Source organism: Flavobacterium aeripolare, from assembly GCF_013294025.1.
GTDB lineage: Bacteria > Bacteroidota > Bacteroidia > Flavobacteriales > Flavobacteriaceae > Flavobacterium.
In genome coordinates this window covers 14,998-32,960 of the sequence record NZ_JABSNL010000008.1, presented here as the reverse complement: position 1 = coordinate 32,960, position 17,963 = coordinate 14,998, and the positions used below count along the sequence as shown (strand labels likewise).

Annotated in this window: 11 protein-coding genes; 1 reads left to right on the top strand and 10 read right to left on the bottom strand. The window is 35.1% G+C overall.

Annotated elements, in window-relative coordinates:
* Window positions 1–18: 18 nt before the first annotated feature.
* The 6 genes from HNQ00_RS10155 to HNQ00_RS10130 all read right to left on the bottom strand — a co-directional run bounded on the left by HNQ00_RS10155 (window position 19) and on the right by HNQ00_RS10130 (window position 8,432).
* The gene (locus HNQ00_RS10155; RefSeq protein WP_173838324.1) at window positions 19–3,006 is read right to left on the bottom strand and encodes an amidohydrolase family protein; all 2,988 of its coding nucleotides are present in this window, start codon (window positions 3,004–3,006) and stop codon (window positions 19–21) included.
* A gap of 164 nt (window positions 3,007–3,170) precedes the next feature.
* Window positions 3,171–4,244, bottom strand: a complete 1,074-nt coding sequence (locus HNQ00_RS10150) for an alanine/ornithine racemase family PLP-dependent enzyme (protein ID WP_173838316.1) — start codon at window positions 4,242–4,244, stop codon at window positions 3,171–3,173.
* Window positions 4,244–5,395 carry an alanine racemase gene (gene alr / locus HNQ00_RS10145; RefSeq protein WP_173838314.1) on the bottom strand — a complete coding sequence of 384 codons (1,152 nt, stop codon included), beginning with the start codon at window positions 5,393–5,395 and terminating at the stop codon, window positions 4,244–4,246. The genes HNQ00_RS10150 and alr overlap by 1 nt, the downstream gene beginning before the upstream one ends.
* Complete coding sequence (locus HNQ00_RS10140; RefSeq protein WP_173838312.1) at window positions 5,385–6,536, bottom strand: amidohydrolase; 1,152 nt, start codon at window positions 6,534–6,536, stop codon at window positions 5,385–5,387. The genes alr and HNQ00_RS10140 overlap by 11 nt, the downstream gene beginning before the upstream one ends.
* A gap of 8 nt (window positions 6,537–6,544) precedes the next feature.
* Window positions 6,545–6,979: a GNAT family N-acetyltransferase gene (locus tag HNQ00_RS10135; RefSeq protein WP_173838310.1), complete on the bottom strand. Its 435-nt coding sequence runs from the start codon at window positions 6,977–6,979 to the stop codon at window positions 6,545–6,547.
* Window positions 6,960–8,432 carry a sodium:solute symporter family protein gene (locus HNQ00_RS10130; RefSeq protein ID WP_173838308.1) on the bottom strand — a complete coding sequence of 491 codons (1,473 nt, stop codon included), beginning with the start codon at window positions 8,430–8,432 and terminating at the stop codon, window positions 6,960–6,962. The genes HNQ00_RS10135 and HNQ00_RS10130 overlap by 20 nt, the downstream gene beginning before the upstream one ends.
* 667 nt (window positions 8,433–9,099) lie before the next feature.
* Between HNQ00_RS10130 and HNQ00_RS10125 the strand changes: the two genes are divergently transcribed.
* Window positions 9,100–10,635, top strand: coding sequence for a YifB family Mg chelatase-like AAA ATPase (locus HNQ00_RS10125; RefSeq protein ID WP_173838306.1), 1,536 nt, complete (start codon window positions 9,100–9,102; stop codon window positions 10,633–10,635).
* A gap of 37 nt (window positions 10,636–10,672) precedes the next feature.
* Here the strand turns inward: HNQ00_RS10125 and ypfJ are convergent, their stop codons facing one another.
* The 4 genes from ypfJ to HNQ00_RS10105 form a co-directional block, all read right to left on the bottom strand.
* Window positions 10,673–11,533, bottom strand: a complete 861-nt coding sequence (ypfJ, locus tag HNQ00_RS10120) for a KPN_02809 family neutral zinc metallopeptidase (RefSeq protein WP_173838304.1) — start codon at window positions 11,531–11,533, stop codon at window positions 10,673–10,675.
* An 85-nt stretch (window positions 11,534–11,618) separates the two neighbouring features.
* On the bottom strand, window positions 11,619–15,623 hold the full coding sequence (locus tag HNQ00_RS10115; RefSeq protein ID WP_173838302.1) for a PAS domain S-box protein: 4,005 nt from the start codon (window positions 15,621–15,623) through the stop codon (window positions 11,619–11,621).
* Window positions 15,624–15,808: 185 nt separating this feature from the next.
* Window positions 15,809–16,561 (bottom strand): DUF2189 domain-containing protein, encoded by a 753-nt coding sequence (locus tag HNQ00_RS10110; protein WP_173838300.1) that lies wholly within the window; start codon window positions 16,559–16,561, stop codon window positions 15,809–15,811.
* 67 nt (window positions 16,562–16,628) lie between these two features.
* On the bottom strand, window positions 16,629–17,957 hold the full coding sequence (locus HNQ00_RS10105) for an aldehyde dehydrogenase (protein ID WP_173838298.1): 1,329 nt from the start codon (window positions 17,955–17,957) through the stop codon (window positions 16,629–16,631).
* Window positions 17,958–17,963: the final 6 nt, after the last annotated feature.

The window sequence follows — 17,963 nt, the reverse complement described above, 5'->3', positions numbered from 1 at the left end:
CACTGTGATCCTTTTTTATTATTGTTCTAATGTGTCACAGTGGTACTCCGCTTTTTGCTTTTTCTTAGGCTCTTGCGTTTTCATTCCTTTATTTTTCTCTTCTAGCATTTGTGAAATAATCAAGTTTCTATCTTTCAATACTGCTGCGCGTTTTACTTCGTCTTTTGCCATATCATAATAAACAACTCCTTCAATTACTGTTTTCTCTGCTTTAGCATAAATAGAAAGTGGATTATCACTCCACATCACAATATCAGCATCTTTACCTACTTTAATACTACCTACTTTATTATCAATGTGCAATAACTTTGCTGGATTTAGGGTTACAAATTTCCAGGCATCTTCTTCACTTAGGTTACCGTATTTTACGGCTTTTGCTGCTTCTTGATTTAGCCTTCTTGACATTTCGGCATCATCTGAATTGTAAGCAACGACCAGTCCTGCATTGTGCATTATTGGACCATTGTAAGGGATTGCATCATTTACCTCAAATTTATAGGCCCACCAGTCAGCAAATGTTGAAGCTCCCACACCGTGTTCCTTCATCTTGTCTGCTACTTTGTATCCTTCTAAGATGTGTGTAAAAGTGTTGACATTAAAATTAAATTGATCAGCAACATTCATCAGCATTAAAATCTCTGACTGTATGTAAGAGTGACAGCTTATAAAACGTTCTTTATTAATTATTTCTGCCAGTGTTTGCAATTCTAAATCTACTCTAGGCGCTTTTCCTTTTTTCTTATTCGAATTATATGCTTTCCAAGAGGCATCATATTCCTTAGCGCGCTGGAAGTAATCTATAAATACTTGCTCAACTCCCATTCTAGATTGTGGAAAACGTGTTGGATTATTTAATCCCCAGTTTGCTTGTTTTACATTTTCACCTAATGCAAATTTGATGAATTTAGGTTGGTCTTGGTACAACATTTCATCCGGAGCAGCACCCCATTTCCATTTAACAATAGCAGAACGTCCTCCAATAGGATTTGCAGAACCATGTAATAATTGTGATGTAGTTACACCTCCTGCGAGTTCTCTATAAATATTAACATCATCAGAGTTTACCACATCTTCAATAGTCACTTCGGCAGTCGAATTATGTCCGCTTTCATTCACCCCGTTTGAAATTGCAATGTGGGAATGCTCATCGATAATACCACTAGTAATGTGTTTTCCTCTAGCGTCAATAACCACTGCACCACTTTCTGATAGTCCATTTCCTATTGCAGCAATTTTTCCGTTTTTAACTAGGACGTCTGTTTCTTTTAAAATTCCCTCTTTTTCATTTGTCCATACCGTAGCGTTTTTAAATAGCAATACTTCTTGCTTTAATCTCTGGTTGTCACCAAAGGCAAGATTAGGATAGGTAACTGGAAGGACGACTATATTCTTGTCGCTATCTGCTGAATCTTTTTTCTTTTCGAAATCTGCTGTTTTAGTTGCCGTCCAGTTGTACTCTTTTCCGTCAAATGCAATTGCTTTTCCTGAGATAGCGCTGTTTCCATCTAAATAAGCGGTTAATCTATTAAAATCTAATGCTGTGCTATCTTTACCTTTTATAATAAGTGATAACCAATTGTTATTTACAGTAAGTTTGCTACTTACTTTTGTAGAATCTAATAATGCCAAGGTAGAACTTGGTCCGTTTTGCTCTCCTTTTACACTCCAATTGTAACTGGTATTATTAAGGTTCAATGTGTATTCACCTCTAATATCTTTTACTGTGCGATCTGAGATGACATATTTTGATCCTTGAACCCAGTTCTCATAAACGATAGTTTTTTTGTCAAAGATTTCACCTGAGGTGATTAGAAAGTTGGCTAGATTTCCCACCTTCAAAGATCCTATTTCATTACTTTTACCTAGTAACGCTGCTGGTACTGTAGTTAAGGAAGCAAGCGCTTTTGTCTTATCAAATCCGTACTGAATAGCTTTTAATAGGTTAGGTCTAAAATCCTCTAATTTTTTAAGTTGATCAGTTGTTAAAGCAAATGTAACCCCATTTTCTGATAGTACTTTTAAGTTGGTTGCTGCTTGATTCCAAGCCAATAAGTCGGCAAAATCTAATTGACTTGCCTGATAAGGATTGGATACATCAAATGCCTCAGGAAAGTTTATGGGTATAATGAAACTCGCATTTGTTTTTTTTATTTCTGCAATTCTTTCGTATTCGTTTCCAGCTCCTTTTAAAACATATTTCAAACCAAATTCATTCGCGATTTTTGCCGCTCTTAAACTATTAAGTTTGTCGTTTGCATCAAAAATTTGAACTAGTTTTTCATTACTAATTAAAGCTTCTAACGAAACGTCTTTTGTAGTAGAGTTTCCTTTTTTATACCAGTCCATATCGTAATACATCTGGCGTAACAAGGCCATAGATCCCATTAACGAACTAGGATATGCTTGATTTGAAGTTATGCTACGTGCAAAACTAAAGTGGCTACTCAGCTTGTTTTCCAGTAAACGGTTTGTTTGATCTTCGTTATTCAAAGCGACTAGGGTACCTGTACCTTGTGCAATTCCATCATTCATATGCGATAGCACTACGCCAAAACCTGCTTTTAATAATTCAATAGCTTTGTCGTTGTTGTAACTAAAATTAGCGTAGGCATCCGTTTCTGGTTTTACGTGCTCATTCCAGTAGTGACCTTCTTTTCTAGTGTCGTAAGAAGGGTCAGTGCTACGTTGCGCTCGTTTTGGACTTTCGATCCCAAAACTACTGAACATATCAATAAAACTAGGGTAGATATATTGTCCCTTTAAGTCTACTATAACTACGTTTTTAGGAATAGCAACACTGTTTCCTACGGCGACTACTTTTCCGTTTTGAATCAGTAAGGTTCCATTTTCTACAATTTGAGTAGGGGATACCACAATCTTTGCATTTGTGAAAGCAGTATAATTGGTGTTGTGGTGTTGGATACTTTCATTATTGGGAAAGTATTCCTGTGCATCAATTTTTGGTACAAAAATTAATAGCAATAGGAGCGTAAAGCGTTTTTTCATGTGGTTTTAGTTAATTTTAACTAAAAGTAGCAAATCAATATAAAATACAGATGAAAATTCAAATAATTAACAGTTGTAGATTGTAATTTTAAACATCGAATAAAAAAAAGCGCATAAAAAAAGGAAATGATTGTGGGTCATTTCCTTATTTGCCAAGTGTGTAATTAACCGATAGTTTTTTCGATATAATCAGAATTTAGGAGGTAAAGAGCTCCCATATATTTTATTTTAAAGGAGATCAAATCCCCTATTTTATAGCCTTTTTTCGAATTTGAAATATCAATAACTAACATATCTGAGCTTGCATCTATAATCGTTATATCAGGATCTTCAGCTTCAATATATTGTGGTTGCATGTCTAGTAAACCAATATCTAATATCGCTCTCAATGAGGTTTCGCCTAGATCGTCGCTAGCGCTAGGGACGTAACTTGTTCCTACCCCGCTTTCACCCAGTTCTCCTATAGGTGCATCTGGTTTTTCGGTGATTTCGATAATTTCAGAGTAGAGTTTAAAAACATCATTGTGCATGCCTTCAATTGTTTCTCCAGTAAATAAATCTTTACCAAAAAATAAGGCTTCTCCTATTCGAAAATGATTCACAGCCATAGGACGTGCATTTTTTAACATCAAAGGTATCGCCACAGAGGTTCCACCAGATACCCAAGGAATGGTGATGTTAAATTTAGCTTCAATCAATTGCTTGTACAAACTCAACTGAATTAACTTATCTTGTGTAGGCATGATGCCGCTTAAGCAATTAAGGTTAGTACCAATACCTCTAATTTCGATATTAGGCATTTTTAAAATACTGCCGTAAAAAGCAATTAGTTCTTCACCCATAACACCTTCACGAAGATCACCCATTTCAATCATAATAATGATTTTATGAACTTTATCTTGTCTTTGAGCTTCTTCAGAGAGCAGTTGTATGGTGTATATTTCGGTATTAAAACTCACATCAGCATAGCGCACAATATTTTCAATACTTCGTTTTGCAGGTGGTTTAATGTAAACCGTTTGAATTGTAGGGTCTAATGCTTTTATTTTTCTAAGGTTACTCACCCTAGAATCATGGATTTCTCTTACTCCCAAGGCGATGATTTCCTTTAAGTAAATTTTGTTTCCACAAAGCAATTTTGAAACAACACCCCATTGAATATTTCTAGATTTGAAGATCGTATCTAGAAACTGGTAGTTGTCTTTTAATTTTTCTCTATATAATTTTATAAATGCCATTATTTTAAAATTTTTCTCGGAATTGTTTTCGCTATACGCGTCAACAATTCATAATTCAGTTGATTACTAAAATCACTAAAGGAGGCCACAGAAACGGTTACATCATCCTGCGAACCTATTAATACCACTTCGTCGTCTTTTTTTACAGCTGTTACATCTGTAACATCTACTGTCATCATGTTCATATTTACTGAGCCCACGACAATGCAGCGTTGCCCGTTGATCAATACACGACCTTGATTGCTCAAAGAACGACTATACCCATGAGAATATCCTATGGGAATCACCGCTATTTTCATATTTCGTTCTGCTAGAAAACTAGTTCCATAGCCTATAAAGTCACCAATGTTCACTTTCTTGACACTCATGACATTGCTTTTCCAGCTGATCACGCGCTTTAAAGGATCGATTTTATTTTTTACAGTACTAAGATGATTTACAAAAACTTCAGGGCTTGACCATAAACCATATTGCATAATTCCTATTCGCACCAAATCCATCCTTGTCTCAGGAAACATTATTGACGCCGCTGAACAAGCTGAATGCTTAATTTCAGGACGCAAGTCGTTATCACAAAGATATTGATAAATTTCTTCAAATTTTTTGATTTGTTTTTCTACTCTGTAATAATTAGCAATGCTTTCAGCTCCTGCATAGTGCGTACACAAGCCTTTTAAGTAGAGATGTTCCTTTTCTTTCTTGAATGTTGTTATGACTGCCGCTAACTCCTTCTTTTCAAATCCGGTTCTATTCATTCCCGTTTCGGCTTCGATGTGGATTTTGGCACTTATTTTTAACTTCTTGGCGGTTTTCACTGCTTGACTCAAGCGTAATTTATCAAAAACAAAAAACTCAACGTGATTTGCAATCACCCATTCCATATCAATATCTTGAACCAGCCCCATCACCATAATAGTAGCTTTATCAGCTAGTGCTTCCTTGATAAGTTTAGCTTCTTCTACATCAAATACTGAGAAGTGATTGACACCACAATCAAAGGCCATGGTTACAAATTCCTTAATCCCGTGGCCGTAAGCATTTCCTTTTACAACCGAGGAGAATTGCACTTTCTTGCCAAAGATTTTTCTCAAGAAATCTATATTGTTTTTGTAAGCGGCTTGATTGAGTGTTATACTTGAATTAGTGTGCATTTAATATTTGTTTGCTAATTGAATGGAAAATAGTTACTCCAGTAGAAATGATTTCATCTGGAAAATCATAGTCGGGATTGTGTAGGGCAGGAGTGTTCACTCCAGAACCCAAACCAAACATTGCTCCTGGAAATTGTTGTGTGAATAATCCAAAATCTTCTCCCCAGCTAAACGGACTCTCTTTTTCCTGAATTGTAAATTGATTTGAAGCTGCCGCTTGCCTAATATAGTTTGCTGCTTCGTGATTGTTTTCGTTTGCTTGAAAACTTTCTGTCCATGAAATCGTTATTTCTAATTGATGTTCTAGGGCAATTGTAGTGGCAGTATGTTTTAATTGAGCTTCTAATTTTTTCATTTGTGCGTTGCTATTGCTTCTCACCGTGAAATGAATTTGCCCTTCTCCCGCAGAAACTCCATAGGCTTTTGAGCCTATATTGGTGTAAATGGGTGTAATAAGACCATAATTTGAACTTGTTACATCAGTATGGATACTCTCATTGAATGCAGTAATTATGGCGGCCACCGCTAGGGTAGGGTTAATACCCATATGAGGTTCTCCAGCATGCGCTGTCTTTCCTTTAAGTTTGATAATCATGCTATTTACGGCACAACTAAAAGTGTCGTTTTTAATTACCACATCGTGCAAAGTGTAGCCAGGTAAATTGTGCAGCGCAAATGCATAGTCAGGTTGTAATGTGAATTTTGAGTCATTAAAGACTTTGGCAGCGCCACTACCATCTTCCTCTGCTGGTTGAAATAGCAAGGCTACAGATCCAGTCTCTGGTCTTTTTTCATGCAGTTGCATTGCTAACCCACAAAGAATTGCCATGTGACCATCGTGTCCACACTTATGTGATACAGCTTCGTTTTTTGACCTGTATTTAAAGTTGTTAATCTCAGCAATAGGCAATGCGTCAAGTTCGCATCTAAATAGGATTTGCTTGCCATCTTTCTCTCCATTGTAGATGGCTATGATTCCATGCCCACCTAAATTTGAAATAAGGGCATCAGGAGGATAATTCGATAAAAATAAAGCGATCTTTTTTGCTGTCGCTTCTTCTTGTCCAGAAACTTCTGGATATTGATGTAAATCTTGACGCAATGTTGTTAATAGGTCACTATGAGATCCAACTAAATTCATTTCTGGTATTATTTTACTAGACGCATTTCTAGGTATTTATTAGTGAAACCTAATTTTTCATACAAGCCCTTAGCCGGATTATTAGGTTCAACATGTAAAGCGATATTTCCTTCGGCAGTGTCTATTGCTTTTTGCATCAATTTTTTACCATATCCTTTTCCTCGCTGTGAATTATCTACAGCAATATACACTAGAATATTCTCTGGAATAAAATCTTTCATTCCAGTATTGTTTAAAATTACGACACCTACAATTTTTTCTTCGTCTGAGCATACGATAATATTTCCTCCTTTTTCAGGGTTCATTACATAATCGATACACTTTAAAATATCAGCAACTTTATCGCCATATTCCTCTAAATGTGTGAATAAAAATTCAGCAATCAATTGGTTTGTATACTGTTGATCAGCTCCAGTTTGAGCGTTAATTATTTTGAATTCCATTTTGTTTTCCGTTTTTGTTATAATGATAGTATGATATAATAATAAACAGCAATAGCGATACCGAAATACCGTAAGCATTTGCGTCTAAATGTTCTGGTAAATTTATTCCTAAAGGTAATTTATTTTTACTAATAATTAGATAGATTGTTGTACTTCCTCCTAGTAACATACTCCAGAAAGCTGCGGTAGGATGGCTTTTTTTCCAAAACAAAGCGCCTATCACGGGAACAAATAATCCAGAAACCATAAAAGCGTAGGAATAGAGCATCAGTTCAAGTACATTTTGCATTTGCGACGCTAGAAGTATTGCAAAGAAGCCCACGAGTAGCGTTACTATTTGAGATAGCTGTAACTCCTTTTTATGCGTAAGTTCTTTTTTCGAAAACTTAGCTATAATGTCTGTTACAATATTTCCAGAAGCAGCCATTAAGCAACTATCTGCTGTAGATAATATGGCAGAAAAATAAGAAGACAACATCAATCCCATTAATCCTACCGGAAGTATTGTAGCCAGTAATACGGGTAATCCCATCTCGCTATCCATCTCTGCAGCATTTGTTATTCCTGCAAACATTCCTTTTACAGCTGCCACTTTTGCCAGCATTCCTAGAATTACTCCCATAAATGCCATGATAGGCCATTCAAATACACCAGCGATTAACCATGCTTTTTTTGCCTCTTTTTCGCCCTTGCTCGCATAAATTCGCTGATAAAGCGTCATCCCCACAAACCAAATTGGAATTATGGTAATGGACCAGTTTACAATTTGATGCCACGATACATTTGTCAGTGAGAGATACTCTGGCGGTAAAGTTGCTTTGATTGCATCGTATCCACCCACAGCATTGTATGCAATAGGAATACCTATAAAAACCAAACCACCTATCAATATTAACCACTGTATCGTGTCAGTGTAGATAACCGCTTTTAGACCGCCAATGGCTGTATATACTACAGCAATCACACCCATGACGATTAAAGCAGTTTGAAGATCAAGACCTTCTATGGTTGCAGAGGCTAATTTGGCTCCAGCCAAAACCTGTGAACTAGTAAAACCCACATATCCAATTGCCGAAATTATTCCTGCCAGTAGTGCTACTCGAGGCGTGTAAAAATGATTGAAAATTTGCGGGAATGTAAAAAATTTATGTTTGTGTCCAAGATGACTAATTTTTGGAATTAAGAAAACTGCTGAAAGCCATGCTCCTAATAACCCTGTGAACAACATCCACGAACCCGATATTCCCATCGTAAAACCAAGTCCTCCAAGTCCAATTGAAAATCCACCACCTACATCTGTGGCTACCACTGATAGACCAATGTGCCAGCTACTCATATTACGGCCGCTTACATAAAAGTCTTCGGCAGTTTTATTTTTATTAAAAAAATAAACTCCCACACCCAGCATGGCAAGCATGTAAATAACAAAGATTAAATAATCTATCCAGTGCATTTCGTGTTAATTTAGTATGAGTTAAAAGCCCTAATAGGAATTTTTCCAAAGGCAGCATAGGGCGTTCAATTATATTTTTGTTGCCTATCTATAGTACTGTTAGAAAGCAGAAAAATGCTTGTTTACCAAATTATCATATTGGAATAAAAACAGTCGATTTTGAAGCAAAAAAGGCTTAAATCTCGGCAAATATAAGAATTTATATCTAAAAACCTTGTAAAAGCTGTCTTGGCGCTTCTTTCAGTCACATTCAAGCAGTCGTAGTATTGTTTATTTATAGAAAGTTTTTTCTTATCTTTTATTTAAATATTTTGATTTTAAGGAAGGGTTAAATCTACATTTTTGATTGCTAAATGCAGCAGTAGTAAAAGATGTTCAATTTATCATTTTAATTGTAAGTAAATTACCTATTCTGCTGATTTCTAGTTCCTCAAAAACAGCATAGGCTCTCGCTATCGTAGTGATGTTGTCGCTGCAGTTTCATTTCATAATCCAGAAAACATAGTGTTGAAATCGTAGTGCAACAATTTGAAAACTCCTTTGTTATTTTGGGTTTATAAAGGCGTAAATAATTATTTTAAAAAGCTTAACTAATTGTTTTTTAATATATTGTTTGTTATTTATTAAGGAATTCCCTAAAATTATTTCTATTTTTAAGAAAAAAAATATGCTAGTTAAGACTTTTGGAAGTGCAGTTTTTGGGGTAGAGGCAACGACAATTACGGTTGAAGTAAATATTGATAACGGAATAGGCTATCACTTAGTAGGTCTTCCAGATAATGCTATTAAGGAGAGTAGTTATCGTATTGCAGCTGCCTTAAAAAACAATGGATATAAACTTCCAGGAAAGAAAATAACGATCAATATGGCGCCCGCTGATTTACGTAAAGAAGGCTCGGCTTATGACTTGACATTGACGATTGGTATTCTTGTTGCTTCTGAGCAAATAAAATCAGTTATCTATCAGGATTACATTATTATGGGGGAATTGTCATTAGATGGTAGTTTGCAGCCCATTCGTGGTGCGCTACCTATAGCGATAAAAGCAAAGGAAGAGGGATTCAAAGGTTTTTTTCTACCTATACAAAATGTGAAAGAAGCAGCTATAGTGTCTGGACTTGATGTTTATGGAGTCGAAACGATTCAAGAGGTTATTGATTTCCTAGAGGGTAGAGGAACATTAGAACCTACAATTATTAATACACGAAAAGAATTTTACAAAGATCTCGATTTCCCTGAGTTTGATTTTTCAGATGTAAAAGGGCAGGAGTCTATAAAACGTTGTATGGAGATTGCTGCTGCTGGTGGACACAATATTATATTGATAGGTCCGCCTGGAGCTGGTAAAACGATGCTAGCCAAAAGACTTCCCAGCATATTGCCTCCTATGACGTTACGAGAAGCACTAGAAACAACTAAAATTCATAGCGTGGCGGGAAAATTGAAGGAAGTAGGATTAATGAACCAACGTCCTTTTAGGAGTCCGCATCACACCATTTCAAATGTGGCTCTTGTGGGAGGAGGAAGTTATCCGCAACCAGGAGAAATTTCGATGGCACACAACGGCGTTTTATTTCTTGATGAATTACCAGAATTTAAAAGAGATGTTCTTGAAGTAATGCGTCAGCCGCTGGAAGATCGCGAGGTGACAATTTCAAGAGCTAAATTTACGGTGACTTATCCGTCTTCCTTTATGCTTGTTGCGAGTATGAATCCCAGTCCGAGTGGGTTTTTTAATGATCCAGACGCACCACAAACCTCGTCTCCACATGAAATGCAACGTTATTTAAGCAAAGTTTCTGGTCCATTATTAGATCGAATAGACATTCATATCGAAGTGACGCCTGTTCCCTTTGACAAACTCTCTGATGATCGAAAGGCCGAAAGCAGCGTAAGTATAAGAAAGCGTGTCACTGAAGCGAGAGCATTTCAAACACTACGATTTGAAAATTTTGAGAACATTCATTACAATGCTCAGATGAATACGAAGCAAATTAGGGAATTTTGTGCTTTAGACGATACTTCAAAGGCTTTATTAAAAACCGCGATGGAACGTCTCAATTTGTCAGCTAGAGCATATGATCGAATTTTGAAAGTTGCCCGTACCATTGCTGATCTTGAGGGAGCACCCATAGTGGTTTCCTCTCATATTGCCGAAGCTATTCAATATAGAAGCTTGGATAGAGACGGCTGGTTAGGATAAAAAAAAGCTTGAGAAAAATCTCAAGCTTGCATTTAAATTATCTTATTTCGGCAAAGGTATCTCCTTGTTTTATATCTCCAGATTTGTACCCTTTCAGGAACCAATATTTTCTTTGTGCAGAAGTTCCATGCGTGAAAGACTCAGGAACGATATGTCCTTGCATTTTACTTTGTATAGCGTCATCTCCTACAGCATGTGCGGCACTTAGCGCTTGATCTATATCTCCCTCTTCAAGAAAATTAGTCATTTTTTGATTGTAATGCGTCCATAGACCTGCATAAAAATCAGCTTGTAACTCTAAAGCTACAGACAGTTTATTAGCTTCTGCCTTTGATTTACCTTGCTGCATTTGGCGCATTTTAGCAGAAGTTCCTAGTAACGTTTGAACATGGTGTCCTATTTCATGTGCGAGTACATAAGCAGTAGCAAAATCTCCTCCTTCGGCACCAAAACGACTTTTAAGTTCTGTAAAAAAACTTAAATCCATATAAACTTGTTGGTCTGCAGGGCAGTAAAATGGTCCTGAAGCTGCAGTTGCACTTCCACATTCAGTATTGACAGCATCAGTAAATAAAACTACGGTAGGCTCTTTATAAGTCATTCCGTTTTCTTGAAATATTTTTATCCAAACATCTTCATTATTTGATATAAGTGCATCAATTTTTTGTCCTTCTTCTATTTCCTTTGCAGTTAAATCTCGTTGTTCAGTAGGAGCACTTTGTCCTTGATTCATTTGCTCTAAGATAGGTGTAATCATTTGACCATTCTCACCGCCAAAAGCATTTAATAGCAGGATTACAATTCCTATTATTCCTCCCCCTACTACTGTTTTTCCGCCTGATGACATTCCTCTTCGATCATCTAGATTACCACTCTTGCGCGTTCCTCTCCATTTCATATGATTGAGTTTTATTGTTTTAAAATTTATAAAAAAACGAATTTATATTATTTTTTACTTAATCAATGCCTTTATCACAAAATAATTAATCTGCAGGAACCCATTTTACAATAGTTTCTTCGACAATTTTTTTCAATATAGGCTTAGATACAAAGTCATTCATACCGGCAGCCTTGCACTGCTGTTTAATCTCTAACTCTGCGCTAGCTGTAATTGCTATGATTGGTACACTCTTTCCGTTTGCTAATTTTCTAATTTGTTTAGTAGCTTGAAATCCGTTTAGAACAGGCATTTGTATGTCCATAAATATAATATCTGGTAGCAAACTTTCAAACTGAGAAACTGCATCTAGTCCATTAGACAACTCGTGAATAATAGCATCAGGTAAGATATTTTTAATAATCGTTTTAAGTAAAAGCATGTTGATTTTATTGTCTTCAACCAACATAACATTAAGATTTTTCAAGTATTCTTTATCTTCAAATAATACATCAACTGGCGAGGGTACATCTATCTTTTTATTCTTATTAGCAATAGTTTTTTCAGTTGAGGTTTTTAAATTTAGATCGAAAGAAAAAGTACTTCCCACACCTAAGGTGCTTTCTAGTTCCAACTTGCTATCCATTAATCCTAACAACTTATTAGATATGGTAAGTCCTAAACCGGTACCACCAAATTTTTTAGTTGTCGAACTATCTTCTTGAGAAAAAGCTTTAAAAATTTTATTCTTGTTTTCTTTCAATATCCCAATACCGGAATCAATTACAGCAAAACGTATAATATTATGTTGGTTACTGATTTTTTCAATTAACGTAACTTTCAACTCTATAGACCCTTTACTTGTAAATTTGACTGCATTAGCTAGTAGGTTAATAAGGATTTGTTTCAATCGAATACTATCTAAATAGAAAAATCTATTAATTTCTGGAGCTAAGGTCAATTTTAAGGAAATATTTTTTTGGCTTGACTCATAAAAAATAAGGTCCATGATTTGGTCCAATAATTCTTTAAGATTGTGTTTTTCAATAAGTAACTCTAGTTTTCCTGCTTCAATTTTTGAAAAATCCAGTATATCATTTACAATACCTAATAATGAGTGTGCAGACTGGTTTACAGTTATCATGTGTTTTTGCTGCGTTTTATTAAGCTGCGTTTTCATTAGTAAATCTGTGAATCCTATTATACCGTTCAATGGCGTGCGTATTTCGTGACTCATATTAGCAAGGAATTCTGATTTAGCTTTATTAGCAGCTTCAGCTAGTTCTTTAGCTTTTACGGCAGATTCACTTTGCTTTCTTTCGGTAATATCCAGCATAATCCCTTCTATATAGGTGATTTTTCCATTTTTCATAACGGCATCACCAAATTCCTCTACCCATACAATCTCGCCTGTTTTTTTTATTATTCGATACGTAAAATGAAAAGGTTCTGAATTTTTTAATTGTTCTGCAGATTCTTTGATAACAAACTCTAAGTCATCTGGATGTATTATATCTATGTAATTCAAGCGCTTGTCTAAAAAATCAGATTTGTTATAGGCTGTCAATTTTTCTATCTCATCATTGAGGTATATTTTTGTGAAATTATCATCATTTTGAGATAGATAGATAGTTCCAGGAATATTATTAGCCAGTAATCTAAATTTCTCTTCGCTTTCATAGATTGCAGTTTCACTGGCAATACGATTGATACTTGTTGCAATATTACGTGCCAAAGTTTGTAATATATTGACCTCGTCTTCAGACCAAATGCGCTCATGATCTGTATCATCAAAACCAAGGAAACCGTGGAATTCATTTTTAATAAAAATAGGAAAAAGGATTAGTGAGATTACCTCAACATCTTTAAGCTTTGTACGTAAACTTTCATTCTCAATATTAGAGACACGTTCGTCATATATTTTGTTATCTAGTATAGGAATAAGTAACTCCTCTAGATACTCATAGGGTAAATTTTGTAGCGCAGGATTATTATCGCTAAGCTGATCCTCATTACTGAACCACCGGTACTTTTGACTTACTGTTTTAAAAGTTGCATTATTTTCATAGTAATAGCAGCGGTGTGACTTGGTTGCTTTCCCCATAATAATAAGCACGTCTGCAAATATAGAATCGATATCCTTACTATTTAGGAACTTCTCTGTACACAAGGTCATCGCTGCAAGAAGCTCACTTTTATAGTTTAGTTTAATTTCTGCCTTTGAGCGACTTTGAGATTCAAAGGCTATCGTTAAAATGTCAGAAATCGATCGTGCAAAATTAATGTCCTCAGCGTCCCAATATTTAATTTTAGAGGTCACTTCAAAACAAAGCACACCTTGTAGCTTACCTTCTATTATAATAGGTGTGTCTAGTAACGAGCAAATATTTTGCGACGGAAAGTAGCTGAGTTGTAGTTCGTCAAGTGTATCACTTTTAGACACATCTGAAACTACGATTTGGGACCGCGTAGCAAGAGCTGCAAAATATTTAGGATAATCAATTTTTAAGAGTTTGTCTCTAGTTCTAAATTTTTTTGTCCCAGCGTCGAAAAAGTGCTCACAATTAATTTCTTCTGGCGAATAGGTCCAATAGCTTGCTCGGGAAGCACCAGTGATTTTTGTAACAGTCGATAGTATTTTAGCTATGGTTTCACTTGTAGATTCATTTTTTAAATGACTTAGCGCTGTAAAACTATTTAGAGCTTCATTGTACATTTGGTTTTTCTCAGCACGCTGTACATTTTCTATTTGACTGTTTCGTAACAATGTAATGTCACGAGAAATACCGTAGTACCCATTGATGCGGTTTGTTTTATCCCTATTGATTGCTATTTTTTGTGACAGCCAAATCTCTTCTCCACTTTTTTTGGTTATTGGAAATTCAATTACCTTAAAATTGGTCAAATCAGTAGTTGCTTTTGAGTAGAAATCAAGTACATTTTGCAGGTAATCGGGTCTGATCAATTCTTTAAAATTAGAATTTGATAATTCTGCTATGGAATAGCCGGTAATGTTCTCAGAGTTTTGATTCAAGAAAATATAGTTCCCTTTGAAATCTAATTCAAAAATAATGTCGTTTGCAGATTCAACTAGATTCTGATAGGATTTTTCAGTATTGATTTGGTTTGTAACGTCTTGCCCAATACCAATGACTAAATCATCTGAGTATTTCTTGTCGTTCCATTGAATGTACTTGTACGTACCGTCTTTACATTTTAATTTTCGAGTAAAAACTCTTGCTTTAATATCCTCTTCATGGAACTCTTCACCAATAAATTCTGGATCTTCGGTTAATTTCCAAAAGCCCAAACCCATTACTTCAAGACTTGTATAGCCCAAGATAGCGGTGATAGTATCACTACAAAATTTAATTTCCCCTTTTTTATTGGCAGCGATTATTAATGAATTTCCGTTGTTTACAATCTCGTTAGCAAACTTAAATTTATCTTGAATATTTAATTGGCTTATATGACGTATGTAGTTCATCACAAAAATTAATATCGAATAATTGAACAGGATAACAATTTTTGCAACAGATAATAGTTCAAAGAAGAAGCCAACAATCAGAAATAGAAGAACAAAAACATTCAGCCCCCAATAAACTTTAATAGGTTTAATGACAGCATAAGAGAATAAAAACAGAACGCAAAAGGCAATTAATGGAATGATGTCATTAACTAGAGTAACTAAATTTACACACACTAAGAAAAAATACGCAAGGTAAAGACTGCTGAAAATTTGGCGAATATTATTAAAAATAACAGTAGATTTCTTGCTGATAGAATAAAGCAGTAGTAAAAAAAGACCTATTATTAAATTGATTAGCAGCAAGCCTTTAGGACGAACAGCAAACAATTCATAATTGATTTCGATTACAGGTGTTAATATTCCGAAGAATAAAATATACGTTTGGTATTCCTTATTTTTATAATATTCATTAGCAGAAACATCTGCAAATGGGATAACGAGCTTTTTTTTAATTTTGTAGAAGTGAAAGAAAAATAAAAATATTAAAAAAAGAGACATTGGGATTATGATCCAAATGATATTTTGATCAATGATACTGTCATTGATTAATTTTTGATAAAAGCTAGTATATTTTGTTATCATCCTTAAGACATAGTTACTCGTGCTTACTATAAATAAAAAAGAGAGAGATAATAGTTTTATTGTTTTAAATTATTACTTATCAATCGTTTACAAGTTAGTAAATATTAACAATAAAACTGCAATTAGACATTAATTTCTAATTGCAGTTTTAAGGTATTTAGTAATAAATAGCAGTAATCGATTGCTTATTCTTTTTCGAAAATTGTTTCATATAAAGAGTAAGATATCGAATACATAATTGGATATGTAAAAAACACACCAATTATACAGCCCACAAGACCTACTATTGAGCCTATAAATCCAACGATTAATAATGCGAAGATTACAAGGGGGTTTTTTAAAACCACAGTAATACTTGTCTTAATAGCTTCAAAGGCACTGAATTCTTGAAAAACGATTAAGGGTATCGTAAGCATTGTAAAAAGGGCCAACGCAATTTTAAAAATGGTACCCACAAAGCTTGCACCGGCTGCTACAGCTGCCGTAGATACTGCTAAATCTAAAAGGGTGAGTACAAGAGTTGCTAAAACAATTTCTTTAATATAAGGCCATTTGTAAAAGCTAAACATTTGTGCTGTTTTAAACTCTTCGTCTCGAGATGCATATTGCGCCATTTTTAAAAAAGCCGCTAAGAAGGGAGCAATTAAGACTGCTAAGATTACAGAGGCAATTTGCAAATATCTAAAATAGATGTTGTTTGGATCTTGAAATACGGCAAAATCATTTTCCTTCATGCTATTTAATTCTTCGATTCCAATTCCTTTAACCATTCCAAACCCGGCAATTATTAAAAGTAGAAACGTAAAAAGTAATAATACTGAGCCTGCAAATACGGCTATTTTTTTATAATTTTCTAAAGCACTATTAAAAACTTCTCCAAAGTCTAGAGTATAGCCTTCTCGTTTTATTTTTTCAATTCTTTGCGCAATTTTGTTCATCAATGTAAGGTTTAATTGTTTTTTTAAGTTGGTTAGTCTTTTATTAGATAGCTGAATTACAAAAATGTTACAGCCATTTTAAAAGTTTTCTAATTGTTTTTAATTTATCACTGTATGGAGCATAGCGCATAGACAGATCCAGCCAATTTGCTTTTTTAACGATTCCCTTACTATGAGAGAAAACATCAAAGCTCAGGCTACCATGGTAAGCACCAATACCACTGTGACCTACACCGCCAAAAGGCAATCTTTTATTAGAGAAATGCACTACCGTATCGTTGATACAACCACCACCAAAAGAGTAATTAGTAATCATTTTAGTGGCAAAAGTTTTGTTCTCTGTAAATACATACATCGACAACGGCTTTTCATAACGGGAGATAATAGTATGTAAATCGGCATCACTTGCGTAGGTTAAAATAGGTAGTAATGGTCCAAAGATTTCATCTTTCATAACCAAACTGTCTAAATTGCTTTCAGCGATTAATGTAGGGGCGATGTAGCAATCTGATTGGTCAGTTTGCCCACCAAAAATGACTTTATCTGCTTCAATCAGTTCGGTTAATCTGCTCCAGTTTTTTAGGTTTATTATACGAGAGTAATCAGGAGAGCTCTTTGGCGTTAAGCCGTAAGCCAGCGTAATCTCTTCCTTTAAATGTTTGATAAATTGTTCCTTCATATCTTTTTGAACTAAGATATAATCAGGTGCAATACAGGTTTGCCCCGCATTTATAAATTTACCCCAAACGATTCTTTTAGCAGATAATTTTAAGTTTGCTGTCTCATCTACAATACAAGGATTTTTACCTCCAAGTTCTAAGGTTACAGGTGTTAAATGCACTGCCGCTGCTGCTGCAACTATTTTACCTACGGGAACACTACCAGTAAAAAAGATATAGTCCCAGCGCTGTTCTAATAAATCTTTAGATACTTCGACTCCTCCTTGAACTACCGCTACATGTTCTGGTCTAAAAGTTAATGCGATGATCTTGGCTAAAACTTCAGAAGTCTTAGGAGTGAGCTCTGAAGGTTTTAGAACTACTTGATTTCCTGCTGCAATAGCTGAAATTAGCGGACACATAGCCAACTGATACGGGTAATTCCATGGCGCGATGATTAATACTTTTCCGTATGGTTCTTTGTAGATAAAATCCCTAGATGGAAAATTAAGTATCGAAGGTAAAACAGCCTTAGGTTTAGACCATTTTTTTATGTTTTTAATCGTGTCTTTCAACTCTGAGACTACGTAGCTTGTTTCTGTAAGAACCGCTTCAAATGCCGGCTTTTTAAAATCTTGGTATAAGGCATCAATAATCTCATTTTCATGCGACAGCACGTTGTTGAGTAACTTGATAAGCATTTCTTTTCGGTAAGCTATATTTGTTTTAAAATCCATGGTGTC

Excerpts from the sequence above, each read along its gene's own strand:
- HNQ00_RS10140 (WP_173838312.1), bottom strand. The coding sequence starts at position 6,536 with ATGAATTTAGTTGGATCTCATAGTGACCTATTAACAACATTGCGTCAA.
- alr (WP_173838314.1), bottom strand. The coding sequence starts at position 5,395 with ATGCACACTAATTCAAGTATAACACTCAATCAAGCCGCTTACAAAAAC.
- HNQ00_RS10125 (WP_173838306.1), top strand. The coding sequence starts at position 9,100 with ATGCTAGTTAAGACTTTTGGAAGTGCAGTTTTTGGGGTAGAGGCAACG.
- HNQ00_RS10155 (WP_173838324.1), bottom strand. The coding sequence starts at position 3,006 with ATGAAAAAACGCTTTACGCTCCTATTGCTATTAATTTTTGTACCAAAA.
- HNQ00_RS10135 (WP_173838310.1), bottom strand. The coding sequence starts at position 6,979 with ATGGAATTCAAAATAATTAACGCTCAAACTGGAGCTGATCAACAGTAT.
- HNQ00_RS10105 (WP_173838298.1), bottom strand. The coding sequence starts at position 17,957 with ATGGATTTTAAAACAAATATAGCTTACCGAAAAGAAATGCTTATCAAG.
- HNQ00_RS10110 (WP_173838300.1), bottom strand. The coding sequence starts at position 16,561 with ATGAACAAAATTGCGCAAAGAATTGAAAAAATAAAACGAGAAGGCTAT.
- ypfJ (WP_173838304.1), bottom strand. The coding sequence starts at position 11,533 with ATGAAATGGAGAGGAACGCGCAAGAGTGGTAATCTAGATGATCGAAGA.
- HNQ00_RS10150 (WP_173838316.1), bottom strand. The coding sequence starts at position 4,244 with ATGGCATTTATAAAATTATATAGAGAAAAATTAAAAGACAACTACCAG.
- HNQ00_RS10130 (WP_173838308.1), bottom strand. The coding sequence starts at position 8,432 with ATGCACTGGATAGATTATTTAATCTTTGTTATTTACATGCTTGCCATG.
- HNQ00_RS10115 (WP_173838302.1), bottom strand. The coding sequence starts at position 15,623 with ATGATAACAAAATATACTAGCTTTTATCAAAAATTAATCAATGACAGT.